The following is a 20810-nucleotide window of genomic DNA, read 5'->3' as shown; positions in this document are numbered from 1 at the left end:
ACGAATATCTTCCTTTCTTAGCTCATACATATGTACAAACTGTATACAACTGTTTCTATTTAAATTAGCTTAACGAAAGAAAGGAGACAGTATGAAGAATAGTCGTGTAGAAGAAATTAAAAAACGGATTGCGAAAAGGAAGGCAGAGCAAGAAAGGATGGAGGAAGAGCAGTATTTTGCTGGAGGTAATTTTGATAGTGAAACAGTATTTATTGAAGGAGGAGAAAAGGAAATTCATCCTTTATTTCGAAAAGAAGTATTTTTCTTCAAAGTTTTGTTATCAGCAATATTAGTTCTTTCTGTCGCTATTTTATATAAGAATGCACCCTCTTCTTTCGACGGTGCTAAAGCTGTTACAGAAAAAGTGATGAAAGAAGAATTTCAGTTTGCTACTGTAGCGAAATGGTACGAAAAGCAGTTTGGAAAACCGCTCGTATTTTATTCACCTACTGAGAAAAAAGAAGGAACTATTCAGCAAAAAGATTATGCCATCCCTGCTTCTGGAAAGGTGATGCAAGGGTTTCAAAAAAATGGCCAAGGTGTATTTGTTCAAACAGCTACAAATGCAACTGTTGAGTCAGTGAATGAAGGGCTAGTTGTTTTTGCAGGTAAGAAAGAGGAACTTGGTAATACGGTTCAAATTCAGCATGCAGATGGAACAGAATCGTGGTATGCGAATTTAAATGACATGACAGTGAAATTATATGATTACGTTTCAAAGAAACAAAAAATTGGAACGGTGAATAATGATGCAAATAATAAAAATGGTAAGTTTTATTTCGCGATAAAAAAGAATGAAAAATTTATTGACCCAATTCAGGTGATTTCATTTGATTAAATATAGAGAAGTTTTAACGAAGATTTCAGTGCATCCGTTGTTTTGGGGTATTATTGTCATTGGTATTTTTACGGCACGTTTTAAAGAGTTACTACTGTTATTTTGTATCGTTCTTATCCATGAACTTGGGCATGCCTTTGCAGCGGCACACTACAATTGGCGTATTAAAAAGATTCAACTTTTACCGTTTGGTGGTGTGGCTGAGCTTGAGGAACATGGGAATAAGTCATTGAAAGAGGAACTTGTTGTTGTAATTGCAGGGCCTATACAACATATTTGGATGATGGTGGTAGGTTATATAGTGTTTGAAGCTGGTTGGTTGGGTGCGGATTTATATTATTTCTTTATATGGAATAATATAATTATTTTAGCATTTAATTTACTACCTATTTGGCCGCTTGATGGTGGAAAAGTATTGTTTAACGTATTATCATATCGTTTTCCTTATTTACAAGCACATGAAAAGATGATGAAATTATCATGTGTTTTTTTTAGTGTAATACTAGTGTGGCAGTTACTTTGGAATAGTAACAATATTATGATGTGGGTACTACTCCTATTTTTAGCGGTGTCGTTATATCAAGAGTGGAAACAAAGGCGGTATGCCTTTATGCGTTTTTTATTAGAACGTTATTATGGGAACAAAAGAGGAATTGAAAAGATTGCACCTATTGAAGTGCAATCAGAAGATCATTTATATAAGATATTCACAAAATTTCGTAGAGGGTATAAGCACTCTATTATCGTCCATGGAAAATATAAAGAACATTACACATTGGATGAAAATGAATTACTCTATGCGTATTTTACTGAAAAACGAACAACTTCATCTGTTGAAGAATTAATCGGTTAGTGTTGACGATAGCACTAACCTTTTATTATTGTAAAAGCAAAGAAGATTATAAAGTGAGGAAAGAATTTTGAAAACGTTATATATGAACTATGCAGGATCGGAAAAACGCGTTGCAATTGAAGAGAAGAAAAAAATTGTTGAGTTTTTATGGAAACGAAATGAAGAACAAGAGATTGTTGGGCATATTTATGTTGGACGTATCGTAAGAACGATGGCTGGAATGAACGCAGCTTTTGTAAACATCGGTTTAGAAAAACATGCGTACCTTTCATACGATGATGTACCATCTTCTTATCGTATACATGAAGGGCAAGCGGTACTCGTACAAGTTGTGAAAGAGGCAATTGATACGAAAGGGCCGAAATTGACAGCAAACATAGAATTTACCGGGAAATATGTCGTTTATATGCCATATGATGAAATGCGTGCGGTTTCTCGAAAAATAAAAAATAATAAAAGAAGGCAACAGCTACTCCAAATTGAGGTAGAAGGGACAGGAGGTTATATTTTCCGCTCTGCTTCTGAAAAAGGAGAAATTGAAGAAATACAAGCTGAAATGCAAAGGTTACAGCAGTTATATGAAGAGCTAAAAAGAAAAGAGGGCCAAGGGAAGGCACCGTTACTACTTCATCGACCGGCGACCTTTTTAGATCGTGTATTCCAAGAGAATCCGATTGAAACGATTGAAAAAGTAGTTGTAGATACAAGAAGTATAGTAAAAGAATTAGAAGAAAAGATTGGAAAAGAAAAAGTATCTTTTTATAATGAAAAATCTTCAATGTTTAACCATTTTGGAATAGAGCGTGAGATCGAAAAAGCACTTCAAAAAATTGTGTGGCTCCCGAATGGTGCGTATTTAATTGTGGAACAAATGGAGACGATGACTGTAATTGATGTGAATACGGGCAAGTTTACTGGAAAACAGAATTTACAAGATACAGTCCTTCGTACAAATGAAGTGGCAGCTGAAGAGATTGCACGTCAATTAAGGCTGCGTGATATCGGTGGTATGATATTAATTGATTTTATTAATATGAAAAGAAGAGAAGATAAAGAAAAGGTAAGAGAATGTCTCATGGCTGCTATGCAAAATGATCGCACATATACAAGAGTGCTCGGTTTTACAGAGTTAGGGATTTTGGAGATGACACGTAAACGTAAGAAACATTCTTTACGCGACGTATTACTAGAAGAGTGTGTATCTTGCAAAGCGACGGGGTATGTAATGTCATATGAAACAATTGCGTATGAGTTAGAGAGAGAGCTAATCACATATGGCAATATAGAGGATGAGGCAGTATTAATCGCTGCACCTAAAAATCTGCAAAAACAATTTTTGCAAAAAGAATTACAAAAAAATATTCCATTTGAAATTTATTTCAAAGATGATATGATCGAAGAGTATGCCATTATCCGTTTTGGAAGTAAAAAAGAAATTGTAGAACGGAAAAAATAGTTAGCAGAACATTTATTGACAACCGTCTATGATTCATGATAACATCTTTATGTTATAGTTTATAGCACCTAAACGGCTATATGCTACAACCGCACAAGACAGGTTCCTTAAAGACATTTATGTCTACCTCGTTTTTGGCGAGTCTTAGTAATTAAGAGGAGGTGCAAGTATGTACGCAATTATCGAAACAGGTGGAAAACAAATTAAAGTTGAAGCTGGTCAAGCAATCTACATTGAAAAATTAGATGTTGAAGCTGGTGAAACTGTTACTTTTGACAAAGTTCTTTTCGTTGGTGGCGAAAACGTTAAAGTTGGTAGCCCAGTTGTAGAAGGTGCAACAGTTACTGCGAAAGTTGAAAAACAAGGTCGCGCTAAGAAAATCATCGTTTTCAAATACAAAGCGAAAAAGAACAATCGTAAGAAACAAGGTCATCGTCAACCTTACACTAAGCTAGTTGTTGAAGCTATCAACGCTTAATTCAGGTTAACATGATTAAAATTACGATAAGTCGCACGAAATTAGGAAGTATCCAATCATTTAAAATGACTGGACATGCCAATTATGCGCCACATGGACAAGATCTTGTCTGTGCTGGAACTACAGCGGTTGTGTTTGGATCTATAAATGCAGTGGAAGAACTTTGTAATGTGCAAGCAACTATTGAACTCGGAAGTGATGGTGGATTCTTAACGTATGAATTGCCTAATGATTTAGACGTTCATACAGCAGAAAAAGCACAGATACTTTTAGAAGGATTGGTTGTTTCGCTTAAGACGATCGAACTTGATTACGGAAAGTATATCCGTTTAATAGAAAAAGTGCAGGAGGTGTAACGTATGTTAAGATTAGATCTTCAGTTTTTCGCATCTAAGAAAGGTGTAGGTAGTACAAAGAACGGTCGTGACTCTCAGTCAAAACGTCTTGGTGCTAAACGCGCAGATGGTCAAACGGTTTCAGGTGGTTCAATTCTTTACCGTCAACGCGGTACAAAAATTTATCCAGGTGTTAACGTTGGTCGTGGTGGCGATGACACTTTATACGCGAAAGTTGACGGCGTAGTACGCTTTGAGCGTCTTGGCCGTGACCGCAAACAAGTGAGCGTATATCCTGTTGCTCAAGAAGCATAAGAACTCACGGAAAACTCTAACCTGAGTGCAGGTTAGAGTTTTTCTATATTAAGGGGTATCTAAATGAATGAAAAATGGACAATTATAGATGCGTTGCGTCATTCAAGACATGATTGGCTCAATCGTATGCAGATGGTGAAAGGAAACCTTTCCCTTGGAAAAGTGGAAGAGATTCATAGTCTCATCGATCGTTTTGTCCAAGAAGCGAGACAAGAATCCAATCTGATAGGGCTATCAATGCCTTTATTTTCAGAGTGGATTTTAACATATAATTGGAAACAGCAGCCGTGCTTATTGGAGTACGAAGTATTAGGGAAATTACATAACTTATCTCACTTAGATGAGAATGTATGTACATGGACGAATCAATTTTTCTCAATGCTTCAGCATAGTTTAGACGTATATGTTGAAAATTATGTTTGTATCACAATTGAATGTGACGCGGAGAATGCTCGTTTCTTTTTTGATTTTCGTGGTAAGCTAACGAGTGTAGAAGAACTACAGAATTGGCTTGCGAACCAAAACAATAAATGGTATTCCATTTCTTATACAGTACGAGACGAAGAAGTCTCAGTTATATTACAACCAATCGAAAAAAGTGTGGTGAAATAATGTTTGTAGATCAGGTCAAGATATATGTAAAAGGCGGCGACGGTGGTAACGGAATGGTTGCGTATCGTCGTGAGAAGTATGTACCTAAAGGTGGCCCAGCAGGTGGCGACGGTGGTAAAGGTGCAGATGTTGTTTTTGTTGTTGAGGAAGGCTTACGTACATTAATGGACTTCCGCTACCAACGTCATTTCAAAGCTGATCGTGGTCAGCATGGAATGAGTAAAGGTCAGCACGGTCGTAAATCTGAAGATTTAATCGTAAAGGTTCCACCGGGAACAATAGTAAAAGATGAAAAAACAGGTGAAATTCTTGCCGATTTAGTAACGCATGAACAAACAGCTGTAATCGCAAAAGGTGGCCGCGGTGGCCGTGGTAACTCACGTTTCGCAACACCGACGAACCCAGCGCCAGAAATCGCTGAGAACGGGGAACCAGGCCAAGAACGTGATGTCACGCTAGAACTTAAAGTGCTAGCAGATGTTGGACTTGTTGGATTCCCAAGTGTAGGTAAATCTACATTATTATCTGTTGTATCATCAGCGCGTCCGAAAATTGCAGAGTATCACTTTACAACAATCGTTCCAAATCTTGGTGTTGTTGAAACTGGTGATAGCCGCAGCTTCGTTATGGCTGACCTTCCTGGACTAATTGAAGGCGCACATGCCGGCGTCGGACTTGGACACCAATTCTTACGTCATATTGAGCGTACACGTGTAATCGTGCACGTTATCGATATGTCTGGTTTAGAAGGCCGTGAGCCATATGAAGATTATGTAACAATCAATAGTGAACTAAAAGAATACAATATGCGTTTAACTGAGCGTCCACAAGTTGTTGTTGCAAACAAAATGGATATGCCAGGTGCAGAAGAAAACTTACAAGCATTTAAAGAAAAATTGGGAGACGAAGTGAAAATTTTCCCAATCTCAGCTGTAACGAAACAAGGTGTTCGTGACTTACTATTTGAAGTAGCGAACTTATTAGAAACAACACCAGAATTCCCAATGTACGATGATGTAGAAGAATCTGAAGCAAGTGTAATGTACAAATTTGAATCTGAATCTAATTTTGAAATTACACGCGAAAGTGATGGCACATTTGTTATTTCTGGTTATGATATTGAGAAAACATTCAAAATGACAGACTTCTCACGTGATGAATCTGTACGCCGATTTGCTCGTCAAATGCGTGGAATGGGTATTGATGAAGCCCTTCGTGCACGTGGTGCAGTAGACGGAGATATTGTAAAAATTCTTGAATATCAATTTGAATTTATCGATTAAGACTGCCGAAATATGGCAGTCTTTTTTTTATTGTAAATGTCTGATTCATATAGGAAAAAATACCCACTAATTAAATTTTCAATTTATAATAGAACAAGGAGTGGTTTTGGAAGAATTTTTTATGGGGAGAAAACGAACATGTATAAAATATTAATTGTAGAAGACGATGAAAAAATAGCGGGAATATTAGAGGAGCATTTAGAAAGATATGGCTATCAATCATTTAGAGCAAGTGATTTACGTCATATAAAAGATGAGTTCGTGAAAATAAATCCTCATCTCGTATTACTGGATATTAATTTACCATATTTTGATGGTTTTTATTGGTGTCGTCAAATTCGTACTGTATCGAATGCACCGATTATTTTTGTTTCTGCAAGAACAGGGGAAATGGATCAAGTAATGGCAATCGAGAATGGCGGAGATGATTACATTACGAAGCCATTCCATTTAGATATTGTAATGGCTAAGGTGAAAAGTGCACTCCGCCGTGGCTATGGTGAGTATGCCTCTGTTGCTGAGAGTGATTGTTTAGGTGTAAATGGACTGTTGTTATTTCCGTCCCAGCACATTGTTGAGTGGCAGGGGCAACAAACGGAGCTGACAAAAAATGAATTTTACTTATTAGAATGTTTAATGAAACAAGCAAACCAATATGTAACGCGTGAAGAACTGTTAGAGGCCCTGTGGGATGAGGTAGCTTTTGTTGATGATAATACATTAACCGTAAATGTAAAACGCGTAAGGAAGAAATTAGAGGAGCTAGGCATTCAAAATGCAATTGTAACGAAACGCGGATATGGTTATGCGCTTCTTACAGAGTGGGGCGAAGGGCATGAAGGTTAAAAATTACCTCATGGACCGTTTTTCTTTACTTCTTTCTTATATTATTAGCCTTTGTTTATTTGGACTCGTTTTGCAGTTACAAAGTCTTTTGGAAAAAAGATCCATTGATTGGGGTACGTGGTTATATGGGCTTTTATTAGGGACAGCTGTATTTACTGTATACCTCATTTACGATTATCGAAAACGAAGTGTATTTTTAAAAAGAATCGAAAAGTATGTTGCTAGCGGAAATACATTACACGACTCTTTACTTATTGATACTTCTTATACTTCAGAGCAAGAGATGGTTGTTGAATCGTTTACGCTATTAAGACAGCAATATATGAATGAAGTTCATAAACAACATGCGAAAGAACAACAGCAAATGATATTTATGAACCAATGGATTCATCAAATGAAAACACCAGTATCGGTTATAGAATTGCTATTACAAAAGTTTGGTAAAGAGCATCGTGAAGCAAGAGCAACAGTTGAAAGTATTCGTGAAGAAAATAATCGTATACTAAATGGTTTAGATTTAGCGTTACATATGGCAAGGTTAGAGCAATTTGCGAAAGATTATAAAGTAGAAGTAGTAAATGTGATAGATATCATCAGAGGTATTATTAATGAAAATCGAAAATCTTTCATTCAATCGTCGGTATTTCCGAAAGTAATATTTGATGAAGATACTTGTATGGTTGCATCTGATAGAAAATGGCTAAGTATTGCTATAGGGCAAATTGTTGTAAATGCAATTAAGTATACGAAAATTTCAGAAGTGGAGAAAAAGGAAATTCAATTTCAAATTGAAGAGAAAGATCAAAAGGTGTTACTACATATTAAGGACAATGGAATTGGTATTCCAGAGCAAGATGTAAAGCGTATATTTGATCCATTCTTTACGGGAATAAATGGCCGTAAAACGAGAGAAGCGACTGGAATGGGTTTATATATTACGAAGGAAATTTGCGATAATTTACATCACGGAATGTATGTGCAATCGGCTGAAGGGGAAGGGACAACATTCACGTTCCAATTTGCAAAAGATGAAGAATATCATACATTAATGAGAAAAATGACAAAACTGTAAGATAACAAAACGTTTTGTAAGGGAAATCACTCGTTTCTTTTTCTTATTTTTCTTATAGTAAATGTAAGAAGAAAACACATAGGGGGATTAGAAATGAGTGTTCTTGAAGTGAAAGGATTAACAAAAGTTTACCAATCAAAAGGTTCAGTAGCGACGACTGCTTTAAACGATATAAATTTTAAAATAGAAGAAGGCGAATTTGTAGGAATTATGGGGCCTTCAGGGAGCGGGAAAACAACGCTTTTAAATTTATTAGCAACAATTGATAAGCAAACTTCAGGTCATGTGCTTGTAAATGGTGAAGAAATTAATCAAATGCGTGCTGCAAAATTAGCGGAGTTTCGCCGTACACATTTAGGATTCATTTTCCAGGATTTTAACTTACTTGATACGTTATCGATTAAAGAAAATATCATTTTACCACTTGTCATGGCGAAGAAATCTGTAAATGAAATCGATGCGAAAGTGCTTGAGATTGCAAAGTTTTTAAATATCGAAGAAATATTAAATAAAAAAGTATATGAAGTGTCAGGCGGACAACAACAACGTGCAGCAGCAGCGAGAGCGATCATTCATGAACCTACGCTAATTTTAGCGGATGAGCCAACTGGAAATTTAGATTCGAAGTCAGCAAAATCATTAATGAGTGCATTGCAAGATTTACATGAACAAAAGAAAGTGACAATTGCAATGGTAACGCATGATCCAGTAGCGGCGAGTTATTGCGAACGTATTCTTTTCATTCGCGACGGAGAAATTTTTTCAGAAATACATAAGGGAAGAACGAAACAAGCCTTTTTCCAAGAAATTCTGGACGTACTTGCGATGCTAGGAGGAGAATATCATGAACTTTCGCCAGCTCGCGCTTAATAACGTAAAAGGAAATTGGCGTAATTATAAAGCTTTCCTTATTAGTAGCTGTTTATCGATTGTCGTATTTTTCATGTATGCTTCCTTTATTTATCATCCAGATGTCGTAAGTGGTAATATAAGTATGAGAGAGATGATCTCAAAAGGGCTAGAATCGATGAATTACATTGTAGTCATCTTCTCAGCACTCTTTATTTTATATGCAAATTCAACATTTTTACGAGCAAGAAAAAAAGAGTTTGGTCTATTAACATTAATAGGCGGAACAAAATCTCAACTTGGCCGAATGATTATATTAGAACAGCTTATGTTAGGTAGTATTGCAATTGTAGTAGGTATTGGGCTTGGCATGCTTTGTTCAAAATTATTTTTCCAAGCATTAAGCGTAATATTGAAAATAGATAAAACACTTCCACTCGTATGGAATAGTAAAGCAATTCTTATTACAGCAGGTGTATACTTTATTTTATTTTTAATCCTATCATTGTTTAGTGTTTGGACAGTAGGGCGCTTGCAAATTATTGATTTATTAAGAGAAGCAAGAAAACAAAAAGTAGAACCTTTTGCATTTACATCGCTATGTGTAGTTGGTATAGGATGTATTATTGTTGCATATGTACTTAGCTTCCAAGTGACGTTTATGAATTTTATCATTCTGTTTTTACCGATTGTAGGGCTGACGATAGGCGGAACTTATTTACTGTTTACGCAAGGTAGTACAGTCGTATTGAAGGCGTTACAAAAACGAAAAAAATCTTTTTATACATATCCAAATATGTTCGTACTTAGCAACCTTATTTATAAAATGAAAGATAATGCTCGTTTTCTATTTGTAATTTCTATTATTACGGCAGTTGTATCTTCGGCAGTTGGTACACTGTACGTATTTTTTGAGGATATGAGTTATAAGGCAGTAACTAGTACCCCGCATGCTATTTCGTATGAGGAAAAAGGCATTCATACGCATAATGTCATAAAAGAAGGGAAAACAAAAGAATTAATAAAAAAACACGGATTTGAAGAAGCGCGAGAAGTAACGTATGTAAAGCTTCCTGGAACTCAAAAAATCACAATGTTTAACGGTGAACATGAGATGCCAATGGCGATTGTTTCAGAGAAAGAATATAACGCTGAAGTACGTAAACAAAAGAGAGAGCAAGTTAGAGAAGTTCATAATGCACCAGGTAGTGCAACGATGGTCATAATGGATATGGCGAACGATATGATGAAGATAGATCGTACGAAACCGCATGAAATTAAAATTAACGGACAAACAAAGTCTGTTCAATTAAATGAGCCAACTCCATTTTCTGTTTTTAATGATAGTGAATATCTCATTGTGAATGAGCAAGATTTTGAGAAATATTCAAAGCTCGTACCAGACGAAGAAAAGACGAAATATTACGGTTATTATATAGAAGACTGGAAAAGTACGGAAGACCTTGTGTTAGATTTAAAAAAGGAAATTGCACCAGATAAGCAAGGGGAATTAAATAACTCGGTGCTTGCTTATAAAGATATAAGGGAATCAGGGGCAATTACGATGTTTATTGGTTTCTTCGTAGCTGTGCTGTTCTTTTTCTTCGCTTGTAGTATGACATACTTTAAATGGTTTAACGATAAAGAACAAGATCGTATTCAATTTAAATCGTTAAAGAGAATCGGTATGACAGATAAAGAAATTCGCAAAATTGCAATTCGACAAATGGGCGTTATCTTCTTTATCCCAATTTTAATCGGTGCAATTCATAGTGGATTTGCTCTTCATACGTTAGGGAAAATGCTTTATATCGATTTGTGGAAATCAGGAGCGATTGTAATTGGAGCATACATTGTAGCTTCTGCGATTTACTTTATGATCGCACAAAGAGGATATTTGAAACACGTGCAAAGCTAGAGAAACCTCTAGCTTTTTGCCTATGTAGTAAGTTATAGGGGGACGATAGATGAACATTCGGCAACTAGCGCTGCAAAATATAAAAGGAAATTGGCGCAATTATAAAGTGTTTTTCTTAAGCAGTTGTTTTGCAATATTTGCGTCTTTTGCATACATGTCTGTCATTGTACATCCGTATATGCAAGAGACGATGTGGTATCAAAACGTACGCTGGGGACTTATCATATGTAATGTTATAATTATTTCTTTTTTCGTCATATTTATTTTGTACGCTACTTCTATTTTCATAGAGGCACGTAAGAAAGAATTAGGGTTATATATGTTAATGGGAGCAACGAAATCTAACGTAATAAGAGTGATTATGACCGAGCAAATATTAATCGGGGTATTTGCTAATGTTTTCGGCATTGGGCTTGGCGTGATCTTTTTAAAGCTCTTTTTCATGGTGTTTAGTATGTTGCTTCAACTTCCGAAAGAACTCCCTGTCATATTTGACGTGAGAGCAATTGGGGGAACGTTTATTGCGTATATGGTCGTTTTTATTCTGTTATCTTTTATAAGTGCTTTACGTATATGGAATATAAAAATCATTCGGTTATTGAAAGAATTTCGAACAGATAAAAAAGAGAAGAAAACATCAAAGTGGCTTTGTATATTCGGCTTTATTTGTTTAGGGATAGGATATGCGTTAGCGCTACAAGTGACGATGGCAACGATAGCAATATACTTTTTCCCTGTGTCTATACTTGTCTTTTTCGGAACGTATTTTTCTTTTACACACGGTACTGCTCAAGTATTAGAAATGATAAAACGAAATAAAAAGATTATGTATACATATCCGTATTTATTTATAGTGAATCAATTGGCGCATCGAATGAAGGAAAATGGTCGCTTTTTCTTTATGCTTTCTATGGCAACGACGTTTGTAGTTACGGCAACTGGTACGGTGTTCTTATATTTTTCTAGTATGCAAGATATGTGGCGGGATGGGGGCACGCACTCATTGTCATACATAGAAAAAGGTGTTTCTGCACATGAAGTCTTTGAGGAAGGTACAGTTGAAAAATTATTACATCAGTATGGGTATGATGATTTTCAATCTATGAGTTTTGTTGGAGTGTATGCATCTTTTCAGTCCAACAAGGGAGAGACAGAAGTAGCGCCTCTTATAAAAGAAAGTGAATATAATCAAGAAGCAAGGAAACAAAAACAGAAAACGTATCGTCCTAAAAAAGGTACAGTGACACTTGTTTATTATAATAAATACAATAATTCGAATGTATATAATCAAAAAGAGATTCAATTGCAAGTAATGAATCAACCATATCAATTCGTATTTAACGGTCAGAAAGAAGGGGTTCAATTTAACCATCACCTTTCGTACATTAATGGTCTGTTCTTCGTCATGAATGATGAAGACTTTGACAGTATAGCAAATAAGGTTCCGGATTCTGAAAAAATGATATATAGAGGATATACATTACCAAATATCGAAAATACGAAAAAATTAAATGAAGATTTACGGAAACATATGAAACAAGATGATAATAACGCATTTCGAAGTAATATGGAGTTATATGTGAATATGAAAGATTTTGGCAATATTACTCTATTTATAGGCTCATTCATTAGTATATTATTTTTCCTTACATCATGTAGTATCGTATATTTTAAATGGTTTCATAATATTTCATCGGATAGAAAGCAGTACGGGGCACTCTCTAAACTTGGAATGACGAAGGAAGAAGTATGGAAGATTTCTCGTTGGCAATTGTGTATGCTATTTTTTGCGCCAATTATAGTAGGGAGTATGCATAGTGCAGTTGCGTTATATACGTTTCATAATACGATCTTTATGGATGGTTCATTACGAAAAGTAGGCTTGTTTATTCTGTTTTATATTGCTGCATGCATCATTTATTTCTTTTTCGCTCAAAGAGAATATAGGAAACATTTAGACTAGCCAATGCTAGTCTTTTTTTAATATTCAAAATTTACATAGAAGAATATAAAAAAGTATGGTATAACAGTAAGAAAACGAAAAAGAGGGGAAAAGACGATGATTCGAGTAGGATATTTAGGACCAGAAGCAACATTTACAAATATGGCGGTGAGTCGTTTTTTTCCGGAAGCGGAGCATGTACCGTATCGAACGATTCCAGATTGTATTGATGCAGCTGCAAATGGAAATGTAGATTATGCAGTGGTACCACTAGAAAATGCCATAGAAGGTTCAGTGAATATAACAGTTGATTATCTCGTACATGAGCAACCACTTTCTATTGTAGGAGAAATTACAGTACCGATTCAGCAACATCTACTTGTACATCCGCAGTATGCAGAAGTGTGGGAAGAAGTATATGCAGTGCATTCTCATCCGCATGCTATTGCACAATGTCATAAGTTTTTAAATGAAGAATTAAAAGGGGTAACCGTCCGAGATATGACATCAACAAGTGCAGCTGCACAATATGTGAAAGAACACCCTGAAGAAAAAATCGCTGCCATTGCAAATGAAGCAGCCGCAGAAAAATATGGATTAACGATTGTAAGACGTAGCATTCATACGCATAAAAATAATCATACACGCTTCCTCGTGCTCCATAAAAAAAAGAAAGCAATACTCTCAAATAACGGAGAAAACCGCGGAGAGAAAACGACGCTTATGATAACGTTACCTGCTGATTATGCAGGGGCACTATATCAAGTGTTATCAGCTTTCGCATGGAGAAAATTAAATCTATCAAAAATCGAATCTCGCCCGATGAAAACAGGTCTTGGAAATTACTTTTTCTTAATCGATGTCGATAAAGCATACGATGATGTATTATTGCCAGGCGTAACGATGGAACTTGAAGCACTCGGCTTTTCTGTTACTGTGCTGGGGAGTTATTCTTCTTATTGGTTGTAAAGGGGAGTATTTGTAGTTAAGTCGATATCATTTCAGTCGCTAGTACAATGCGCGATAGATAAATAAAATCCCACCTATAAATGGTGGGATTCTTTATTTTAATTTCGCAAGACGATCCTCTAACTGACCACGCCAAATATCGGCTAGTTCTGGAACAGCAAGAATCTTTTCGATGCCATCTTTATCTTTTCTATTATGAAAATAAATTTCGTTAGAGAACAAAACAGAAACATTGCGCGGTTGACGTTCTAGTAATGTAATTTTAGAATCTTTACGTACAGTACCTTCTTGAAGAACGCGGCATAGGTAACCCGTAAATCCAGTTGCTACAATGCGAGGCAGTATGCCAGGAATACCGAGACGTTTTGAAATAGTGCTACAAGGTACTCTTGCTTGTGTGACCTGAATGATTGCTTCACCTAGTTGATATGTATCTCCAATGCAAACATCACGTTCTAACATATTTGTTGCGGTAATGTTTTCGCCAAATGTGGAAGCTGGAAGCGTAGTTTGAAATTCTTCTTCCCATAGTGCGTAATGCTCATGTGGGTACATACAAACTGCGCGATCAGGTCCCCCGTGGTGTTTTAAATCTGCTACGTCATCACCGAGGAATCCGTCTTTTGAGAGGAAAGCTTCTTCTGTAAGTTCTTTACATATACCAGTAATCATTTCTTTATCTTCGCTATATTTCATTTGTTTCGGTTTGCCAATGCTAAAGTGAACGAGTTCAATTCCCATATTTGATCCCCTTTACAATTGATTACAATATTATATCACTAAAAAAGCACAGAGAATGATAAAAACTCTGTGCTTTACATGAATTAATAAACGAGAAATCCTGCTTTATCTAGTGCCTCGCAAGCAGCATCTAACTTTTCTTTTGAATCTGCCTCAATTGTATGTAAGTGAATACCATCTGTTAGTTGCGAAAGATAGGAAGCATTTGTGTTTTCGATTTTTTGTAAATATTGCTCTACATCAAATCGATTACTTACCATGATGGATGCTGTTAAGTCACCGTATACAGGATGCTCAACTTTTACATCTTTAATAGTAACGCCGTGATCAACAAGCATTGTAAGTTCTTGACGTACTTCTGCTGGTTTATGTTGGCATACAATTACGCGTTCGAAAGCTTGTTGTTTCTCTTGTGGTTTTAAATATAAATATCCTTGAGCAGTTGCAATAATTGGTTCGTTTCGTGCTTTAAGCAAGGAAATATCTTGCACGATAACTTGTCGACTTACATTTGTTTTTTTCGATAGTTCATTCCCAGATAACGGTTCATTTGCAGCGAGAAGCCATTGAAGGATGAGCTGTCGTCTTTCTTCACCTAAAATCTTTTTTTGGTCATTTTGTTTCATTATGATTTAACACCTCTATAAAATTGATTTCCAATTGTGTGTAGTGCATGAATAGTAGTATCAATTTGATCTTTCGTTGTTTGTTGTCCGAAAGAGAAGCGGACATATTGTTTTGCCTCTTCATACGTTTTTCCAATTGCAAGCATTGTTTTCGAAGGTTCTTGTTTACCGACTTGGCAAGCACTTCCAGTGGAAATGGCAATACCATGGCGATTACATTCTAACATTGTATATTGACCTTCTATTCCTTTTATTGTAACCCCAACAATATGTGGTAAACAAGAAGTAGAATGACCTTCTACTTCAATTTCTAGAGGAAGCGCTTGTAAATGTCTTAAAAAGTAGGACCGTAACTCTGTAAAACGTAAGCTCTCTTCTTGTTGATTTTTTAATATATTCTCAGCAGCTGTTAAAAAAGATGCGATGCCAGGAACGTTTACTGTACCTGGGCGAAATCCTTTTTCGTGAGAAGTTCCGGGAAATATTTGTGCCCAGCGAACTTGCGGATTTATATAACAAGCGCCAACACCCTTTGGTCCATATATTTTATGTGCTGAAACAGAGAGACTATCAATTCCCATCTCAAAAACATTGATAGGAAGTTTACCAAATGTTTGCACACAATCTGAATGAAATAAAACGTTATATTTTTTTAAAAGTGCTCCGATCTCTGCGATGTTTTGAACGGTTCCGATTTCAGAGTTTCCGTGCTGTATACTTGCTAGAACAGTATTTTCTGTAATAGCTGATTCTAAATCATCTAAATGGATTACCCCGCCCTCATCAACAGGAATTTCAGTAATTGTATACCCTTCTGATTGTAAGGATTGAAAATAACTTCGAATGGATGCGTGTTCCATAGGTGTCGTAATAATGTGTTTCTTATTTCGAGCATTGAGAAGGGATTGAATCGCAAGGTAGTTGGATTCCGAGCCGCCGCTTGTGAAGAATACCCCTTGTTCCTTTCCGCCAATCATTTCAGCAAATGTTTTTCGGCAAACTTGTAATAAAGAAGAGGCTGTTCCTCCAATATCATGTAAACTTTGTTCATTTCCAAAGTATTGCGATGCTGCTTTCATATATGTGTGTAATGCTTCTTCACTCATAGGTGTAGTAGCTGCATAGTCAAGATATATCATCATGTAAGTTCCTCTCCCTAGTAAGAGTTACATTTCTTATATTTTTTTAATGGTAGTGAAAATAAGAATTATAAAAAAACTCTTGTCATTATTTTAAAACTATGTAAATATAGGTGTCAAGACAGTTGAAAAGTGTAAAGTAGGAGGCAACAATTATGCCAAGTGCAGATGTCTTAATTATTGGAAGTGGCGTTGCGGCACTTCGTGTTGCGAAAGAGATTTGTCACGAAAAGAATGTGATTATTATCACAAAGGAAACAAATCGTAATAATAATACATATTTAGCGCAAGGTGGAATTGCCGCAGCGGTTGCTACATATGACAATCCAAATGATCATTTTGAAGATACGTTAGTAGCAGGATGTCATTATAACAATGAAGATGTGGTCCGTTATTTAGTCGAGGAAGGACCGAAAGAAATGAATAATCTCATTGAAAATGGAATGAAATTTGATGGAGATGAAACGGGTCCTCATCTTGGAAAAGAAGGCGCACATCGAAAGCGTCGTATTTTACATGCAGGTGGCGATGCAACAGGAAAGAATTTATTAGAGCATTTCATTCAAGAAGTAGCTCCGCACGTTACGGTAGTGGAACAGGAAATGGTGCTCGATTTTATTATAGAAAATGATAAATGTGTTGGAGTTTTAACAAGAACTAGTGAAGGGAAGTTGAAGCGTTACGTTGCAGAGTATACGGTGTTAGCAACAGGCGGGATTGGCGGTTTATACGCCTTTACTTCTAACGATAAGACAATTACGGGTGATGGACTTGCGATGGTGTATCGTGCAGGCGGGGAGCTCGTAGATTTAGAGTTTGTACAGTTTCATCCAACAATGTTATACGCGAGCGGGCGATGCTGCGGCCTTGTCTCTGAAGCTGTCCGTGGTGAAGGAGCTGTCCTTATGAATGGAAAAGGGCAGCGTTTTATGATGAATATACACCCTGATCACGATCTCGCACCACGTGATGTAGTAGCAAGAGCGATTCATGAGCAGCTTTTAGCGGGTGAACAAGTGTATGTAAATATCGAGTCTATCCAAAATTTCGAAGAACGTTTTCCGACTGTATCGTCATTGTGTAAAAAGAATGGTGTCGATATAAATGAAAAACGCATTCCAGTCGTACCCGGTGCTCATTTTCATATGGGCGGCGTGAAAACGAACTGTGATGGGGAGACGTCCATTCCAAATTTATATGCGGTCGGTGAAGTAGCTTGTAATGGTGTTCATGGCGCAAATAGATTAGCAAGTAATTCATTATTAGAAGGTCTTGTGTTTGGAAAAAGAATAGGACAACATATTTTAACGAAAGCGACAAAAGAAAGCTGGAACAACGTGGCTGAGAAGGAAAAGAAGTTTATTGTTCTGAATCATTTGCCGGCGAAAGAAGAAATACAAGACTGCATGATGAAATATGTTGGGATTGTGCGAACAGAGCAAAGTTTATCTTATGCAAAGAGATGGCTTAGTAAGTACGGTGTTCGAAATATGATATTACAATATGGTGCTCTTACAAATGAAGAGATAACGCTTATTAATATGTTAACAGCCTGTGAGCTTATAGTCGTATCAGCTTTGCAAAGAGAAGAAAGTATTGGTGCTCATTATCGAAGTGATTATCCAAATAGAAATAGCGTAAAAAAAGAGATTGTTCGAGTGAAAAGAAAACTACAATTTGTGTGATGAAGGGAAGAGGGGCTCTATGAACACGATAAAAGTGAAAGAAGCATTAAATCGATTTTTTCTAGAAGATATAGGAGAAAGAGATGTAACATCTCAGCTTATTTTTCCAGATAATTTACTTTCAAAAGGAACGTTTCTTGCGAAGGATACAGGGGTCTTTGCGGGGCGTTTAGTCATTGAAGAAGGATTTAAATTAATTGATGAGAGAATTGAAGTGGAGCTTCATAAAAAAGATGGAGATCTTGTAGAAAAGGGCGAATTAATAGCAACTGCGCAAGGACCAATTGCTTCTTTATTAACGGCAGAGCGCGTTATATTAAACGTTATTCAGCGTATGAGCGGGATAGCGACGATGACACATAAAGCTGTTCTTGCATTAGATAGCAGCCATACACGTATTTGTGATACACGAAAAACGATGCCGGGGCTACGTATGTTTGATAAGTATGCAGTCGTGTGCGGAGGAGGATTTAATCACCGTTTCGGTTTATATGATGGTGTCATGATCAAAGACAATCATATTGCTTTTGCTGGTTCTATTACGAAAGCTATTACATCGGTGAAAGAAAAATTAGGACATATGGTGAAAGTAGAAGTGGAAACAGAAACAGAGGAACAAGTGAGAGAAGCTGTAGCTGCTGGTGCGGATATTATTATGTTTGATAATCGTACGCCAGATGAGATTCGGGAGTTTTCAAAGATTGTACCAAGTGCCATCGTTACGGAAGCATCAGGAGGCATTACAATTGAAGATTTATCGAAATATGGAAAAACAGGGGTCGATTATATTTCACTTGGAGCGTTAACACATTCAGTGAAAGCACTTGATATTAGTTTCAATATTGAGGCGTAAGGAAAGTGGCTTAGAGGGGGAGAAAGGAATATGAGTATTTTAGAAAAAGTGCAACCGATTGAAACGATGTTACCAGAGCGTTATTACACGATGACAACAGAAGAAATGGAAAAGCGTGTTCGTGAAATTAAAGAAAAAATGGGGAAAACACTATTTATTCCAGGACATCATTACCAAAAAGATGAAGTGGTACAATTTTCTGATGCAGCAGGAGATTCACTTCAGCTTGCGCAAGTTGCAGCGAGCAATAAAGAAGCGAAATATATTGTGTTTTGTGGTGTACACTTTATGGCAGAAACAGCAGATATGTTAACGACAGATGATCAAATCGTTATTTTGCCAGATATGCGTGCAGGTTGTTCGATGGCAGATATGGCAGATATTGAACAAACAGAAAGGGCATGGAAAGAGCTCGCAAAATTATTTGGAGATACGATGATTCCGTTAACATATGTTAACTCTACAGCTGCAATTAAAGCATTTTGTGGTCGTAATGGCGGAGCAACAGTAACATCTTCTAATGCAAAACAAATGGTGTCTTGGGCGTTTACACAAAAAGAGCGTCTTGTCTTTTTACCAGATCAACATTTAGGAAGAAATACAGCATACGATTTAGGTATCCCATTAGATAAAATGGCAGTATGGGACCCACATACAGATTCATTAGAGTACGATGGAGATATAGAAGGAATTCAAGTGATTTTATGGAAAGGGCATTGTTCGGTTCATCAAAACTTTACAGTGAAAAACATTGAGAATGTACGGAAAAATCATCCGGATATGAATATTATTGTACATCCAGAATGTTGTTATGAGGTTGTTGATGCTTCGGATTACGCAGGATCAACGAAATATATTATTGATATGATTGAAGTAGCGCCACCTGGAAGTAAATGGGCAATTGGTACAGAGATGAATTTAGTGAACCGAATTATTCAGCAACATCCAGATAAAGAGATTGTTTCACTTAATCCATTTATGTGTCCGTGTTTAACGATGAACCGAATTGATCTGCCGCACTTATTATGGGTGCTTGAAACGGTAGAAAGAGGAGAAGAAATTAACGTTATTAGCGTAGATAAACAAGTGACTGAAGAAGCGGTTCTTGCATTAAATCGTATGTTAGAGCGTGTGTAAAGCAACGGTATTTCTGTTGCTTTTTTTCATGCATATAATCATAACGAGAACGAAATGGGCATACATTGTTTTGAAGAAATCATTGCGATTTTCTTATGCTTATTCCACTTCTAATGGTATTGAAAATCGAAGAAGTGATACAAGTGAAAAGAAGTTAACGTTATTTAGAAAGGGTTACTTCATGAGATTTGTTACTTATAGATAAGTTATACAGGAGGGGGAAAAATTGAAAATTCATATCGTGCAAAAAGGGGATACCCTTTGGAAAATTGCGAAAAAGTACGGAGTTGATTTTGATACGTTGAAAAAAACAAACACACAACTTAGTAATCCAGATTTAATCATGCCAGGTATGAAAATTAAAGTACCATCAAACAGCGTTCACGTGAAACAACATGCTGGAGCAGGTTCAGCACCTCCAAAACAATACGTAAAAGAAGTCCAACAAAAAGAGTTTGCAGCAACGCCAACTCCGCTTGGAATAGAGGATGAGGAAGAAGTTACGTATCAAGCAGCGCCAATTACACAGCAACCTGCTATGCAACAAACACAAAAAGAAGTGCAAGTAAAACCACAAAAAGAAGTACAGGTAAAACCACAGAAGGAAATGCAAGTGAAACCGCAAAAAGAAGTGCAGGTAAAGCCACAAAAAGAGGTGCAAAAAGAAAAGCCAATTCAAATAGAAAAACCAGTTGAAAAACCGTCTGTTATTCAAAAACCAACTGTTATAGAAAAACAAAAACCAGCAGAAAAAGAAAACACAAAGTTTTCGGTAAATGTATTACCACAGCCGCCACAACCACCAATAAAAGCGAAAAAAGAATATAAAATTTCAGATGTAATTAAAAAAGGAAGCGAGTTAA

General features: G+C 36.5%; 20 protein-coding genes, 1 pseudogene and 1 other annotated feature. Of the genes and pseudogenes, 18 read left to right on the top strand and 3 right to left on the bottom strand.

The window, feature by feature from the left end; translation table 11 throughout:
- The first annotated feature begins 91 nt into the window (after nt 1–91).
- The 14 genes from spoIVFA to pheA all read left to right on the top strand — a co-directional run bounded on the left by spoIVFA (nt 92) and on the right by pheA (nt 13766).
- Nucleotides 92–838: a stage IV sporulation protein SpoIVFA gene (gene spoIVFA, locus J0835_RS21800; RefSeq protein WP_087982158.1), complete on the top strand. Its 747-nt coding sequence runs from the start codon at nt 92–94 to the stop codon at nt 836–838.
- The gene (gene spoIVFB, locus J0835_RS21795; RefSeq protein WP_087982156.1) at nt 831–1691 is read left to right on the top strand and encodes a stage IV sporulation intramembrane metalloprotease SpoIVFB; all 861 of its coding nucleotides are present in this window, start codon (nt 831–833) and stop codon (nt 1689–1691) included. The genes spoIVFA and spoIVFB overlap by 8 nt, the downstream gene beginning before the upstream one ends.
- Before the next feature lie 67 nt (nt 1692–1758).
- Nucleotides 1759–3147, top strand: coding sequence for an Rne/Rng family ribonuclease (locus tag J0835_RS21790; protein WP_087982153.1), 1389 nt, complete (start codon nt 1759–1761; stop codon nt 3145–3147).
- A gap of 77 nt (nt 3148–3224) precedes the next feature.
- Nucleotides 3225–3302, top strand: a sequence feature (ribosomal protein L21 leader region).
- A 14-nt stretch (nt 3303–3316) separates the two neighbouring features.
- A complete protein-coding gene (gene rplU, locus J0835_RS21785) occupies nt 3317–3625 on the top strand; it encodes a 50S ribosomal protein L21 (RefSeq protein ID WP_000270907.1) in 309 nt (102 codons plus the stop codon).
- A gap of 11 nt (nt 3626–3636) precedes the next feature.
- Nucleotides 3637–3981, top strand: coding sequence for a ribosomal-processing cysteine protease Prp (locus J0835_RS21780; protein ID WP_002008596.1), 345 nt, complete (start codon nt 3637–3639; stop codon nt 3979–3981).
- Nucleotides 3982–3984: 3 nt separating this feature from the next.
- Nucleotides 3985–4275 carry a 50S ribosomal protein L27 gene (gene rpmA, locus J0835_RS21775; protein ID WP_000944957.1) on the top strand — a complete coding sequence of 97 codons (291 nt, stop codon included), beginning with the start codon at nt 3985–3987 and terminating at the stop codon, nt 4273–4275.
- A gap of 63 nt (nt 4276–4338) precedes the next feature.
- A complete protein-coding gene (locus J0835_RS21770) occupies nt 4339–4887 on the top strand; it encodes a sporulation initiation phosphotransferase B (protein ID WP_087982151.1) in 549 nt (182 codons plus the stop codon).
- Nucleotides 4887–6170, top strand: a complete 1284-nt coding sequence (gene obgE, locus J0835_RS21765; RefSeq protein ID WP_046958810.1) for a GTPase ObgE — start codon at nt 4887–4889, stop codon at nt 6168–6170. The genes J0835_RS21770 and obgE overlap by 1 nt, the downstream gene beginning before the upstream one ends.
- 138 nt (nt 6171–6308) lie before the next feature.
- Nucleotides 6309–7016 (top strand): response regulator transcription factor, encoded by a 708-nt coding sequence (locus tag J0835_RS21760; protein ID WP_000276710.1) that lies wholly within the window; start codon nt 6309–6311, stop codon nt 7014–7016.
- Nucleotides 7006–8088 carry a HAMP domain-containing histidine kinase gene (locus tag J0835_RS21755; protein WP_087982150.1) on the top strand — a complete coding sequence of 361 codons (1083 nt, stop codon included), beginning with the start codon at nt 7006–7008 and terminating at the stop codon, nt 8086–8088. Before J0835_RS21760 ends, J0835_RS21755 begins: the two co-directional genes overlap by 11 nt.
- A gap of 93 nt (nt 8089–8181) precedes the next feature.
- Nucleotides 8182–8958, top strand: a complete 777-nt coding sequence (locus J0835_RS21750) for an ABC transporter ATP-binding protein (protein WP_000114530.1) — start codon at nt 8182–8184, stop codon at nt 8956–8958.
- Nucleotides 8933–10855, top strand: a complete 1923-nt coding sequence (locus J0835_RS21745) for an ABC transporter permease (RefSeq protein ID WP_087982148.1) — start codon at nt 8933–8935, stop codon at nt 10853–10855. The genes J0835_RS21750 and J0835_RS21745 overlap by 26 nt, the downstream gene beginning before the upstream one ends.
- A gap of 49 nt (nt 10856–10904) precedes the next feature.
- A complete protein-coding gene (locus J0835_RS21740) occupies nt 10905–12818 on the top strand; it encodes an FtsX-like permease family protein (protein WP_087982146.1) in 1914 nt (637 codons plus the stop codon).
- Between the two features lie 96 nt (nt 12819–12914).
- Nucleotides 12915–13766 carry a prephenate dehydratase gene (gene pheA, locus J0835_RS21735; protein WP_087982144.1) on the top strand — a complete coding sequence of 284 codons (852 nt, stop codon included), beginning with the start codon at nt 12915–12917 and terminating at the stop codon, nt 13764–13766.
- Nucleotides 13767–13859: 93 nt separating this feature from the next.
- Here pheA and J0835_RS21730 read toward each other — a convergent pair whose 3' ends face one another.
- From J0835_RS21730 to J0835_RS21720, 3 genes are all read right to left on the bottom strand, one after another.
- Entirely contained in the window at nt 13860–14507 is a 648-nt protein-coding gene (locus J0835_RS21730) for an MOSC domain-containing protein (RefSeq protein WP_087982142.1), read from the bottom strand.
- An 83-nt stretch (nt 14508–14590) separates the two neighbouring features.
- Nucleotides 14591–15133 carry a transcription repressor NadR gene (locus J0835_RS21725; RefSeq protein ID WP_000812240.1) on the bottom strand — a complete coding sequence of 181 codons (543 nt, stop codon included), beginning with the start codon at nt 15131–15133 and terminating at the stop codon, nt 14591–14593.
- Entirely contained in the window at nt 15133–16275 is a 1143-nt protein-coding gene (locus tag J0835_RS21720; RefSeq protein WP_087982140.1) for an IscS subfamily cysteine desulfurase, read from the bottom strand. The genes J0835_RS21725 and J0835_RS21720 overlap by 1 nt, the downstream gene beginning before the upstream one ends.
- A 152-nt stretch (nt 16276–16427) precedes the next feature.
- On the opposite strand from J0835_RS21720, the gene nadB reads away from it, so the two are divergent.
- From nadB to safA, 4 genes and pseudogenes are all read left to right on the top strand, one after another.
- Nucleotides 16428–17957, top strand: coding sequence for an L-aspartate oxidase (gene nadB / locus J0835_RS21715; RefSeq protein ID WP_144536342.1), 1530 nt, complete (start codon nt 16428–16430; stop codon nt 17955–17957).
- 19 nt (nt 17958–17976) lie between these two features.
- A complete protein-coding gene (gene nadC / locus J0835_RS21710; RefSeq protein WP_087982136.1) occupies nt 17977–18810 on the top strand; it encodes a carboxylating nicotinate-nucleotide diphosphorylase in 834 nt (277 codons plus the stop codon).
- 30 nt (nt 18811–18840) lie between these two features.
- The gene (gene nadA, locus J0835_RS21705) at nt 18841–19947 is read left to right on the top strand and encodes a quinolinate synthase NadA (protein ID WP_087982134.1); all 1107 of its coding nucleotides are present in this window, start codon (nt 18841–18843) and stop codon (nt 19945–19947) included.
- A gap of 226 nt (nt 19948–20173) precedes the next feature.
- Nucleotides 20174–20330 (top strand): annotated as a pseudogene (gene safA, locus J0835_RS29255) (SafA/ExsA family spore coat assembly protein); the annotation flags it as partial.
- Nucleotides 20331–20810: the final 480 nt, after the last annotated feature.

It is taken from the genome of Bacillus cereus group sp. Sample62 (assembly GCF_036851315.1).
GTDB lineage: Bacteria > Bacillota > Bacilli > Bacillales > Bacillaceae_G > Bacillus_A > Bacillus_A wiedmannii.
This window is presented reverse-complemented; position numbering and strand designations above follow the sequence as displayed.